The organism is Cellulomonas hominis (genome assembly GCF_901521055.1).
Lineage (GTDB): Bacteria > Actinomycetota > Actinomycetes > Actinomycetales > Cellulomonadaceae > Cellulomonas > Cellulomonas endometrii.
The window spans coordinates 63,244-75,491 of sequence record NZ_CABEGA010000011.1 but is presented as its reverse complement, the minus strand read 5'-3'; the positions used below and the strand labels follow the sequence as shown (position 1 = coordinate 75,491).

General features: G+C 77.4%; 6 protein-coding genes and 1 pseudogene. 3 read left to right on the top strand and 4 right to left on the bottom strand.

The window, feature by feature from the left end; genetic code table 11:
* The first annotated feature begins 352 nt into the window (after positions 1 to 352).
* A complete protein-coding gene (locus tag KJP73_RS02340; protein WP_213281154.1) occupies positions 353 to 529 on the top strand; it encodes a hypothetical protein in 177 nt (58 codons plus the stop codon).
* Positions 530 to 749: 220 nt separating this feature from the next.
* On the opposite strand, the gene KJP73_RS02335 is transcribed toward KJP73_RS02340, so the two are convergent.
* Positions 750 to 5,459 (bottom strand): hypothetical protein, encoded by a 4,710-nt coding sequence (locus KJP73_RS02335; protein ID WP_249669028.1) that lies wholly within the window; start codon positions 5,457 to 5,459, stop codon positions 750 to 752.
* A 611-nt stretch (positions 5,460 to 6,070) separates the two neighbouring features.
* Between KJP73_RS02335 and KJP73_RS02330 the strand changes: the two genes are divergently transcribed.
* Entirely contained in the window at positions 6,071 to 7,225 is a 1,155-nt protein-coding gene (locus KJP73_RS02330; protein WP_213281146.1) for an epoxide hydrolase family protein, read from the top strand.
* Between the two features lie 7 nt (positions 7,226 to 7,232).
* Here the strand turns inward: KJP73_RS02330 and KJP73_RS02325 are convergent, their stop codons facing one another.
* Entirely contained in the window at positions 7,233 to 9,749 is a 2,517-nt protein-coding gene (locus KJP73_RS02325; protein WP_213281145.1) for a LuxR C-terminal-related transcriptional regulator, read from the bottom strand.
* Positions 9,750 to 9,949: 200 nt separating this feature from the next.
* On the opposite strand from KJP73_RS02325, the pseudogene KJP73_RS02320 reads away from it, so the two are divergent.
* Positions 9,950 to 10,548, top strand: a pseudogene (locus KJP73_RS02320) (NADPH-dependent FMN reductase).
* 4 nt (positions 10,549 to 10,552) lie between these two features.
* On the opposite strand, the gene KJP73_RS02315 reads toward KJP73_RS02320, so the two are convergent.
* Together KJP73_RS02315 and KJP73_RS02310 are read right to left on the bottom strand one after the other, a co-directional pair.
* A complete protein-coding gene (locus KJP73_RS02315; protein ID WP_213281144.1) occupies positions 10,553 to 11,542 on the bottom strand; it encodes a pirin family protein in 990 nt (329 codons plus the stop codon).
* Between the two features lie 136 nt (positions 11,543 to 11,678).
* Entirely contained in the window at positions 11,679 to 12,242 is a 564-nt protein-coding gene (locus KJP73_RS02310) for a hypothetical protein (protein WP_213281143.1), read from the bottom strand.
* Positions 12,243 to 12,248 lie beyond the last annotated feature (6 nt).

The following is a 12,248-nucleotide window of genomic DNA, read 5'->3' as shown; positions in this document are numbered from 1 at the left end:
CGGGTGGCGGGTCAGCGCGGTCGTGCCGGCGCCGGTGAGCGAGACTCCCGGCGCACCACCGATGATCGGAGCGGTGGCTTCTCCGGATCCCGACCGCAGAACGGCGGTCGGCCGGCGTTCCGCGGCGGTCGCGGCCCCGGCGGGGCCTCCCGCGGGGGGGGCGGGGGGCGGCCCCGGGGCGGGGGGGCCGGGGGGGGGCCGCGGGGGGGCCGGGGGGGGGGGGGGCGGGCGCCGGGGTTCCGCCCGGCAGCGCGGGCGGCCCCCGGAGCGCCCCGCCGCACCCGCCCGTCGCCTGACGGGACCACGGCGTCCGGCTGCTCGGCCGTCCCGCGCCGGTGGGAGGATGGGGGACGTGAGCACTCCCTCCCCCGAGCCGCGTCCGGCGGGCACGGACCGCCCGCTGCCCCCGGTCGACGACGCCCCGCTGATCCCCGACCGCAGCGCGGACGACTCCGACACGGGCTGGGGCGACGACCGCTCCGGGTCGAACGACGACCGCCTGCTCCGGGACGTCCCCCCGCACTGGTGACCCGCTGACCCCCTGGCCCGCTGACCCCCTGGCCCGCTGACCCCCTGACCCGGAGCGGGTGGCGCATTGGTGCCCCCGGAACCCCCTGCCCCGCAGCGGGTGGACCCGCAGCGGGTGGAACCTTCGGACCGACACGCCGTGCGCGTGTCCGGCGGAACGTTCCACCCGGCGGCGCGTCGAGGCGGCGCGGGAGCCACGGCCGCGCGTCGAGGCCCGGAGGTCAGCGGCCGGCGGTGCCCGTCGCGCGCTGGACCGCCGCGCCGACCACCGAGTCCACCCGGGCACCGCGGCGCGCGATGCCGAGCTCCCGGCGGAGGGCCGCTGCCAGCTCGTCCGGGGTGCGCTCCACCCCGTCGGACACGAGCCACGCGACGAGGTCGTCGAGCTGGTCGTCCGAGTAGGCGCTGACCGGCAGACCGGGCCGGACGTCCGGCCGGGGTCCGCCGGGGACGGGGAGAGTCGGCTGCACCGCGCGCACCGCACCGGTCATGGGGGCCGAGGCCTCCATGACGCCGGGGATGTCCGCGGCGGTCGCGGGCGCGACCTGCGACGACGCGACGGACGGCGACGCGACCGAGCCCTGTCCGGCCGGGGACGCGGGCGCGGCCGGGGCGCTCCAGTCCCCCGCGGGCCCGGCGGCCGGACCCGTGCCCGGTGCGGCGTCGGCACCCGCGGGCACCGCCGGCAGGACGCCCGTCGCGGGACGGCGGGGCTCGTCCGCCCGCGCGCCGCCGCCCACGGGCAGACCCGCGTCGGGCAGCACGCCCATGCCGGTGAGGGTCGGTGCGGGGCCGGTGCCGTCGTCGTCGAGCAGCGGCGCGGCGGGGATGTGCAGCAGGCCGCGCTCCCGCTCGGCGCGCGCCTGCGCGACGCGGCGGTCGGCGACCGCGTGCAGGGCGCGGCGGATCCGGTCGACCTCCGCCTCGGGGTCGAGGAACGCGGCGGCGGACCAGACCCGCAGGACGCTCCAGCCGAGGCGCTCCAGGCGCTCGGCCACCTGACGGTCCCGGACGCGGACGCTCGGCTCGCCGAGGTAGGCGTCGTCGTCGGTGAGGACCGCGACCAGCAGCTCCCCGGGCAGGTCCGGGTGGCCGACCGCGAGCGGCAGGTGCAGGCCACCGGGCAGGCCGTGGTCGAGCTCGACCACCAGGCCGTGCCGCCACAGCCGCTCCGCGAGGTCGACGACGAGCCGGTCGGGGGCGCGCTCCTCGGCGGGTGCCTTGACCTCCTCGGCGACCGCGGGTGCCTTGACCTCCTCGGCGACCGCGGGGGCCTTGACCTCCTCGGCGACCGCGGGGTCGGGGGCGTCGGCCGCGGGGTCCGGCTCGGCCGGCGGCTCCGCGATCGCCAGGTCGGTCTCGCCCGCGGCGCGCCGCTCGGCGAACCGCAGCAGGTCCCCGAGCAGCCGGGGGCCGGGGCCGCGCAGCCGCTCGGGGTCGATGTCCGCGAACGCGAAGCACGACACCACGTCGAGCCGGTGCCGTGTGACGCCGAGCGCGGCCAGGAGCAGCGCGTCGCCGCCGGGCCCGCTGATCGGCCCGAACCGGTGCAGCACCCGCCCGTGCGGGGTGCGGCCGAACCCGAGCGACAGGATCAGCGCGTCCCGGCGCAGGCCGGCCACGTTGGTGAGGTCGGTGACGACGAACGGCTCCGGCCGGGACCCGTCGAGGCACGCCGCCAGGGACGGCGAGTCCCGGACCTGCGCGAGCACGGCCTCCCGCACCTGGGCGGTGTGCAGGGCGGAGGCGGTGACGACGGCCAGCGACTCCTCGGGGTGCGTCAGCGCGTGCTCGATGACGAGCTCCACGACGCGGTCCACGTCGGCGCGGGTGCTCTGCACGGCGCCCGAGGCGTCGGGCATCCCCGTGCCGTCGACGAGGTGGTGCCCGACGGTCGCGACGCTGGTGGGCAGCGGCGTCGGGGACAGCACGTCGCCGTAGCCGTGGGCCGCGAGGAACGCGGTGAGGTACGGGTCGCGGCGGGACGCGTCGGCGCGCAGGTGCACGGTCGGCAGCACGTCGGCGAGCTCGCGGACCGCGGTCCCGGACGCGCACCGCCGGTCCCCGACGACGACGACCTGCCGGCCGCGGGCGAGGGCCGGCAGGGCGACCTCGACGGGCAGGTGGGCGGCGGCGTCGAGCACGACGAGGTCGACGGTGCGGGTGGCGGGCAGCACCTGCGGCACCAGCATGGGCGCGGCGGCCAGCACGGGGCGCAGCCGGCGGGCGACGTCGGGGTACCGCTCGAACGTCTCGCGCAGGCCGGTGAGCCGGTCCTCGACGAGCTCGGCGAACAGCGCCTCGGACTGCTCGGTGTGCGCGGCCATGGCGTTGCGGACGTGCGCGGCGGCGCGGGCACGGACCGGCCCGGCGAGCGCGGCGGTGTGCGCGAGGTCGAGCTCCCGGTACTCGGCGGCGATCCGGCCCAGGGTGCGACCGTCGTAGCCGGCGAGCGCGGGGTCGGCGGTCAGGATCTGCTCGAACACGGTGCTCCACCACGCGAGCTCCAGCTCGGCGGCGACGAGGCCCGCGGGGACGCGCCGGTCCGCGAGGTCGTCGAGCAGGTCCCCGATCCCGGCGGCGACGAGCGACCGCACCAGGCGGGTGCGCTCTGGGAGGTCCGTGAGGCTGTCGCGGGCGGCGACGAGCCGCTGCACGCGGTCGAGCACCTCCCCGACGGGCCGCGTCAGCAGGTCGGCGCCCTCGGGCGTGCCGGCGAGCACGGCGGCGAGCGCGTCGACGTCCGCCCGGACCTCGCGGTGCTCGGCCTCGATGTCGGCGAGCCCCTCGGGCAGCCGCGGCCAGCCGCCGGCGGGGCAGTGCGCCTGCCAGATCTCCCGCTGGCGCTGCACGTCGACCAGCGCCGCGTGCAGGTCGGCGACGGGGCGGCCGGGGCGGAGCAGGTCCTTGGCCTGCTTGCGCAGCCGGCGCCGCAGCCAGTACCCCATGGGGGTGCCGTGCTCGGCGCGCCAGGCCTTGCTCGCGGTGGCGGCCACCATGTCCGACGGGTTGCGCTCGAACACGAGCGGCTGGAACACGTCGAGGACCCCGCGGATGCCGCCGAGCACGTCGAGCTGCTCCGCCCAGGTCGCCAGGGTGGTCGCGGGCGTGAACCCGGTGACCTCCGCGACCTCGGCGACCCGCCGCTGGACGGCCGGGAGCCCGGTGTCCCCGGCGAGCCGCTCGGCCCGGCGGAGCGCGTCCGCGGCCTCGGCGTCGGTGACCAGCGCGGCGCCGTACCAGGGGGTGTCGACGGGCCGGAGCGTGAAGGCACCGGCGCCGGCGGCCTCGGTCAGCTCGGCCCCGACGGCGCGGCGGCGGTCGGCGTCGAGCGACCGCGCGACCTCGGCGGGCAGCCGGACGGTGGTGCGGGGCGCGGGGCGCTCGGCGGTGAGCCGGGCGAGCGCCTGGAACGCGTCGTACGCGGAGGCACCCCACGGCGCGCGGACCTGGTGCAGGCCGTCGACGTAGCCGCGCAGGCGCTCCCGGCGCTCGACCAGCGCCCGGCGCAGCTCCGCGGCGGCGGCCGGGTCGCCGGGGTCGGCGTCGAGGGTCATCGCGCCCATGAGGCGGCGCGAGGAGGCCGCGCGCCAGGCGGCGTCGGGTGCGACGTCGAGCAGGATCTCCCCGACGCCCAGCTTCTCGAGCCGCTCGCGCAGCGCGACGGCCGCACGGCGGTGCCCGGGCACGTACAGCACCGTGCGCCCGTCGGCGGCGGCGTCCGCCACCAGCGCCGCGAGGGTGCCGGTCACGTCGCTGTCGGCGGGGGCGTCGACGAACACGTGGTTCCCGCGGGCCACCACGTCCAGCACGTGCTGCTGCGCGGGGTCCAGGTCGCCGACGCCGCGCTCGAGCGCGGGGTCGCGGTCGCCGCGCACCGGCTCCGGGAGGGCGACGGTCAGCTGCTGGGCGGCCTCGGCCACGCCGGCCAGGGCCGCGACGACCTCGTGCCGCTCGAGCGCGGGGGCCAGCCGGTCCAGGTCGTCGACCAGCACCTGCCCGGGGTGCACGAACGTCCCGACGACGATGCGGTCGACGAGCTGGAAGTCGTCGAGGACCGCGGTGCCGAGCGAGGTCAGGCGGGTGATCGCGTCGCGCGGGTCGAAGCCCGAGCCGGTGAAGGCGCTGCGGGCGACCGCGCCGGGGTCGAGCAGGGCGCCGCGGGCCCGCAGCGCCCGCGCGAGCACGGGGTTCACCTCGAGCGACGGCTCCAGCGTGAGCTCGTAGTCGCTCTCCGCGGTGCCGCGCGCGGTCAGCGACACGGGACGCAGGAGGACCGGGGCGCGCACCTTGCGGGCGGTGGGCGCCGGCGCCTCGGTGTCCGCACCGTCCTCCGCGGGCCGGGTGGCGGAGTCCATCGTCGCGGTCGCGATGGCGGCCACGTCGTCCGTGGCCACGTCGGGGGTGCTGTGCTCGGTCCACGACGCGACGCCGATGGCGAGGTACGTCGGGGCGATGCCGTACTGCTGCGCGTACGTGGCGGCCCGCGCGGCGACCGCGCGGGACCGGCGGCGGGCCGTGCCGAGCGCCGCTCCCTCGCGCACGAGGTTCGACAGCCGCGTCTCGCGCCCCGCGAAGAGCTGCGCGATGCCGGACGGGTGCGCCGCGGACAGGTCCAGCGCGGCGTCGCCGAGCAGCTCGACGTCGGCGAGCGTGGAGCCGCCGGCGGCCTCGACCAGCGCGGCGCGCCAGGTGCTGGTGGCGCCGGCGACCAGCTCGGCGGCCGACGGCGGCTCGACGAGGACCGGGCCGGCGGGGTTCGCGGTGTCGGGCATGGGGATCTCGCCGTCGTGCGTCGTCTGCGCCGTCTCGCGCAGGGCGCGGGGGCCCTCGGTCCCCGTCGCGGGCGTGTCCGCGCGCGGAGTGGGGACGCCCGCCTCGTCGGAGGCGGTCGGCTGTCCGGGGACGGGGCGACGCGCAGGGACCTTCACCCGTCGAACGCTAACCTCCGCAACCGCGCCGGGGCGTCGTGACGCGCCGCCGTGCGCGTGATCATGCGGAACTCAGCCGTCAGGAGCAGGGAGGGAGGCCGCCGCGCGGGCCCGGGGCGACGTCGCCCGCGGGGCCGGGGGGAAGTTGATCAACGGTGCGCACCGCGCAGGGGGCAGGCGATGCGCACCGTCGGGAATGAACTATGGCCCCGGGATGGTGCAGCGGTCAACAACCTGGCATGCGCTCGGGTGAACGCTCACACAGCCTGGTCACAGCCTCGGGGCATCGTCCCTGGTCGCGCATCGGGCCCCGTGACCGAGATCACCCGCACCGGGGCGTGCACGGCAGGCGGAACCGGGGGCTCCGGCGCCCGGCGGGGCGCCTGCCGGGCACCGGAGCGATCAGGTGTCGGTGGGACCCGTCAGCCGCTGCGGGCCCCACCGACGTGCCATGTCTAGGCGTCCCCGACCACCCCTCGGTGCCGCCGGGCGCCGCTGAGTGGCGTCCGGGACCGGAGTTGAGTGGTGGGAGCGTTCCCCGCTGAGGGGTGGCCGCCCTCGTTGAGGGGCGCGCGAGGTCGCGTCGGCGCGGCTGCGTACCGTGCTGCAGCATGGACGCCCGCGTCGAGCCGTTCCAGTTCACCGCCGACCCGGCGGACCTCGCCGACCTGCGCGACCGGCTGCGCCGCGCCCGCTGGCCCGAACCCGCGACGACCCCCGGCTGGGAGCAGGGGGTCCCGCTCGACGTGCTGCGGGGGCTGTGCGCCCGGTGGGCCGACGGGTACGACTGGCGCCCGGCGGAGCGGTGGCTGAACGGGGCCGGCGCGTCCCGCACCCGCATCGACGGCCTGGACGTGCACCTGCTGCACGTCCGCTCCCCGCACGCGGACGCGACGCCGCTGCTGCTGACGCACGGCTGGCCCGGATCCGTCCTCGAGCTCCGGCACGTCCTCGGGCCGCTCACCGACCCGACCGCGCACGGCGGCCGGCCCGAGGACGCGTTCCACGTGGTCGCGCCGTCGTCGCCCGGCCACGGGTTCAGCGGGCGACCGGACGCGCCCGGCTGGGGCGTGCGCCGGATCGCGGACGCGTGGGCCGAGCTGATGATGCGGCTCGGCTACCGGCGGTTCGGCGCGGCGGGCGGGGACTGGGGCACCTCGGTGACCACGCTGCTCGCCCAGGTGGTCCCGGAGCGGCTGGTCGGCATCCACCTGTCGCCGCCGCTGGTCGCGCCCGACCCCGCCACGGCCGACGACCTCACCCCCGCGGAGCGCGCCGCGCTGGCGTCCCTCGAGCACGCCCGGGAGCAGGAGGACGGCTACACCGCGGTGCAGGCCACCAAGCCGCAGACCATCGGGTACGCGCTCGTCGACTCACCCGTCGCGCTCGCCGCCTGGCTCGGGGAGAAGTACGCGTCGTGGACGGACGGCGGCCTGGCGGCGCTGGACACGGACGAGGTGCTGGACAGCCTCACCCTCTACTGGCTGACCGCCACGGGGGCGTCGGCCGCCCGGCTCTACCGCGAGTCGATCCGCGAGGTGCAGGCCTGGTTCACCGCGGGCACCACGGACACCGTCGACGTGCCCACCGGGTGCTCGGTGTTCCCCGCCGAGACCATCCGGCCGTCCCGGCGCTGGGCGGCGCGGCGGTTCACGGACATCCGGTGGTGGGGCGAGCCCGCGCGGGGCGGGCACTTCCCCGCGTGGGAGCAGCCCGACCTGTACGTGCGCGAGCTGCGGTCGGCGTTCGCGGCGTTCCGCGGCTGATCCCGCGTCAGGGCCCCCGCCACTCGGCGAGGTCCGCGCGGCTGCCGTAGCCCAGCTTCCGCAGCCCGCGGCTCATGTGGTTCTCCACCGTGCGGACGCTGAGGTTCAGGCGGTCGGCGATCTGCTTGTTCGTCAGCCCGTCGCGGGCGAGCGCCACGACCTCCTGCTCCCGCACGGACAGGGGCTCGAGACGCTGGGCGCCGACCCGGCCGGCGCCGTCCACCGGGGTCTCGTCGGCCGGGGGCTCCGGGACGCCGATCAGCTGCTCGGCCGCGCGGAACAGGCCGGGCGTGACACCCGCGCGCACCGAGGGCATGACCTCCGCGACCGTCGTGACGTCCTCCTCCGCGACCGCCAGCAGCAGCCGGACGTACGGCTCCACCAGCGGCAGCGAGGTCCGGGACAGCACGTCGCGGACCAGCTGCGCGCGCACCGGCGTGAGGCTGGCCGGACCGCCGATCCACGCGATCAGCGCGGGCTGCAGCAGGCCCTCCTCCGCGTACCGCTGGCCGGCCTGCCAGGCGATGTGCCCGGAGGTGGTGCTGTCGCCGGCGGCGGACGCCGCCGCGACGTGCGCGATCACGCGCAGCGACCGGATCAGCGGCCGGTACGTCTTCGGGGTCTTGTCGAGCTCCTGGATCAGCACCTGCGCGAGCGTCAGGTGGCCGGCGTGCGCCTGGAGCACCGCGCCGAGCGTCAGGCCCCGCCGGTAGAACGTCGTCTCGATCGGCCCCGCGGCGCCGATGCGCAGCGCGGTGCTGATGACCCGCCACGCCGCACCGGCCTGGTCGGAGAAGTACAGGACCTCCGCGAGGACGCACGCGTGGACGCGGATGCCGAGCGCGTCGACCTCGTCGTAGGCGGTGTCGAGCATCCGCCGCTGCCACCGCTCCGCCTCGGGGAGCCGGCCGGCCTGCAGCAGGGACAGGCCCTGGAGGGCCGCCAGGTAGTGCCGGACCTCGGGCTCGGCGCCGGACACGTCGTTCGCCGCGCACACCCGCAGCGCCTGCTCCGGCCGGCCCGCCTCGAGCAGCGCCGCGGCGCGGATGACCGCGGGCCAGCCCCGGAAGAACCGGACCGGCACGTCGGAGGGCGGCTCGTCGGCCACCTCGTCCGCGGACCGCCCCTGCGCGAGCTCGCGCACCAGCCGCTCCTTGAGGTCGCGCAGCTGGGTGAACGGCTGCAGGTCGGCGCCGCTGGCGGTGAGGCCGCTGTCGACCTCCGCCGGCGACGCGCCGTTCCATGCGGCCCACCGCGACCGGTAGTAGGCGAAGGCCAGCCGCTCGGCGTCCCCGTCCCGCTCGGTCGGGCGCGTCCCCTCGAACACCGCCGCGAGCAGCTCGCTCGCCGGGCGGCGCATCAGCAGGGCCAGGTACGCGTTGGCGGTCCGCAGGGTCGGCGCGGTCAGCCACGCGGCACGCCGCGCCGCCTCCTCCACGCTCGCCCGCTCGTGCACCAGCCCGGCGAGCTCCGCGGTCCAGCGCCAGTAGTCGTCGCCCTCCCCCGCGGTGTCCCCGAGCAGCACGGCGGTCAGGTCGTCCTGCGGGGCGCGCGCGGGGGTGAACGCGGGACCGGCCTCGGCGCTGACCCGCTCGGCGAGCTGCCGCCGCCGGTAGGGGGCGACGCGCTCGCGCAGCGCCCGGGCGAGCACCGGTGGGGCGACGCCGAGCATCTCCCCCGACCCGGACAGGTCGTGGCTGACCACGCGCCCCCGGTCGGCGAGCTCGGCCAGGACGACGGGGTCGACCAGCCGGGCGCCGACGTCGGCGGGCACGGGGCCGATGGTGGACAGGAACTCCAGCGCCTCCACCAGCGGCTCCGGCATGCCCGCCAGGAACAGGAACACGACCGGGTCCGCGGGGACCTCGCCCAGGGTCCCGTCCTCCACCCACAGCCCGTCGATCCGCCGGAGCGCGCCCGCCGCCCGCGCAGCGTCCGCGAGCGCCACGACGGCGCGCGGGTTGCCGCCGGTCTGGGCCAGCACCGAGGACGTGAGCCCGGCGTCCGCCGGCGCGCCCAGCACCGACGTGAGCAGGCTCGCGACCGCCCGGAACCCGAACGGCTGCACGCGGACCTCCGCGGGCGGCCTGTCGAGCAGCACGTCGCGCATGCCCTCGGTGGGCGCGCGGAGCGGGTCCACGGTCGTGGACGCGACGAGGACGGACGTCGTCCGGCCGAGCGCCCGCCGCACGACGTCGAGGCTGCGGGGGTCCACGCGGTCCACGTCGTCCAGCAGGAGCACGCCGCGCCGCCCGCCCAGCTCGTCGGCCAGCCAGTCCGTCAGCGTCTGCTCGTCGGGCACGCGCGCCGGGGCGGAGGCGTGGTCCCGCAGCGCCGACAGCGGACCCCGCCCGGCCGCGCGCACCAGCACGCCGTTGAGGCCGCGGCGGGAGGCGTCGGCCAGCAGCGCCTGCAGCACCGTCGACTTGCCCGACCCGCGGTCGCCCCGCACCAGCACGTCCCGCCCGAGCGGCAGCCACCGCTGGACCGCCGCGACGGTCACCCCGAAACCCTCGGTCTCCACCGATCCTCTTCCCCTGCGCCGCCCTGTGAAGCACTGCACTGTGACGTCCCGGGCACCACTCAGATGCCCATCGCACCACCTACGCAGGGCCGCGGGAAGAGGCGGGGGACGGCGTAGCGCGCGGCCCGCGCCGGCCGGTGCCACGCTGGACGAGCCGCGCGGGGCCGGCCGGGCGCCGCCGTCCGTCACCGGGAGACGCCATGTCGTACACCATCGGCTACTTCGTCGGCAGCCTGTCCAGCACGTCGATCAACCGGACGCTCGCCCAGGCGCTGATCGCCCTGGCGCCCGAGACGCTGGAGTTCCGGGAGATCCCCATCCGCGACCTGCCGCTGTACAGCCCGGACCACGACGCGGACTACCCGCCGGAGGCCCGGGCCCTGAAGGAGGCGGTCGAGTCCGCCGACGGCATCCTGTTCGTGTCGCCCGAGTACAACCGGTCGATCCCCGGGGCGCTGAAGAACGCGATCGACTGGGGGTCGCGCCCCTGGGGGACGAACTCGTTCGCCCGGAAGCCGACCGGCATCATCGGGGCGTCCATCGGGAAGATCGGCACGGCGGTGATGCAGTCCTCGATGCGCAGCGTGCTCAGCTTCCTGGACGCGCCGCAGCTGAACTCGCCGGAGGCGTACGTCCACTTCGACCCCGCCGTGTTCGGCCCGGGCGGCGCCGTGCACGACGAGGCACCGCGAAGTTCCTGGGCCACTACATGGACGAGTACTGCGCGTTCGTCCAGCGGGTGCTCGCAGCGAACGCCCCCGGGCACATCGGGGACCGGGACGCGCAGTCCTCGAAGTAGCGGGTCAGTCGCGCGGCCGCAGCCGCAGCTCGGGGATCGGCGGGGCCGGCAGCGGGGGGTGCGGGTGGCCGTCGACGCGGCCGAACCGGGGCCCGCCGCCGTCGGGCGACGCGATCTCCGCCTGCCACTGCGAGCGGGCGGCGAGGACCTCCTCGTGGTCCCGGCCGATGAAGTTCCACCACATGACGATCCGCTCGCCCAGGGGGACGCCGCCGATCAGCACGACCCGCACCTCGTCGTCGCCCGTCGCCCGCAGGGTCAGCTCCGTCGCGCCCGGTGCGCGGTACAGCAGGTGGTGCTGCGGCGCGGGGGTCCCGTCGACGTCGACCCGGCCGGCGTCGACCAGCACCCCGTGCTCGAACGCCGGGTCGACCGCGAACGTGTGCGCGGCGCCCGGCCGCAGCCGCACCTCGGCCCCGACCAGCGGCGAGAACGTCGGGACCGGTGACGTCGAGCCGGCGAGCGACCCCAGGAACACCCGGGCCTCGCCGCCGCCGAGCGCGGTCACCGGCGGGACGTAGTGGTCGAACGCCGGGTCCACCTCGCGGTCCCGCTCGGGCAGCACCGTCCAGAGCTGGACGCCGTGCAGCACCGTGGTGGCGTCCGTCGAGTCCTCGGAGTGGCTGATCCCGTGGCCGGCGGTCATGAGGTTGAGCTCGCCGGGCCGGACCAGGCAGTGCGTTCCGAGGCTGTCGCGGTGCTCGATCTCGCCGCTGAACAGCCACGACACCGTCTGCAGCCCGGTGTGCGGGTGCGGCGGGACGCGCATGCCGCCGGTCGCCGCGACGTCGTCGGGACCGTAGTGGTCGAGGAAGCACCAGGCGCCGATGAACGACCGCGCCCGCTGCGGGAGCGTCCGGCGGACCGACATCGCGCGGATCCCGCCCAGCGGGACGTCCCGGGGCTCGAGCAGCTCGGTGCCGGACGCGGTGCCGGACGCGGCCCCGCCGGGAGCGCAGTCGTGCTCGGTGACGACGACTTCGAGGTTGGTCATGACGCTCCGCTGCTCGACCCCGCTGGGAGCGCCAGGGTACGTCCCGCACGGACTGCGCCCAGCGTGCGGGACCGCGCCCTGTGCAGCGGGCGCAGTCCCCGGGGAAGGGCGCAGTCCGTGCGGCAGCCCGGCGGGGTCAGCGGCGCCTCGTCACGGCGCCGATGGCCTTGACCGCCAGCACGCCGCCCAGGATCCACGGGCCCGCGACGATCAGCGGGTCGAGCCACTGGTGCCGGACGTCGACCCGGCCGCGGCGGGACGAGACCGGGTGGCGGTGCAGCTCGGACAGCACGCCGGTCTCCGTGATCGGGTTGTCGGGCCGCATCGTCACGAACGACTGCAGGTGCGCCTGCGCGGCGTCGACGCGGTCGGCCGCGAGCAGCAGCAGCCAGTGCGCCGCCCGCCCCTCGCTGAACCGCTCGTAGGAGAACCGGCGGATCGCCCCGGCCGGCCCGTGCAGCGGCTGCGCGGTGCCGAACACCGGCGGCAGCATCGTGTGCTCGATCGACCGCTCACGCGGGTACGTCTCCGGCTGGCGCTCCGGGAACTCCCAGTGCGCGCCGGTGGGCGGCAGGTCGAACGTCTCCCGCGGGAACGACGGGCGGTCGGCGGGGTCGGAGTCGGCGCCCCACCCGGGGATGCGGGCGCGGAGCTGCTCGGCGGACTCCCGCGGCGCGGGCTTCTGTGCGTGGTACGGCATGGTCCG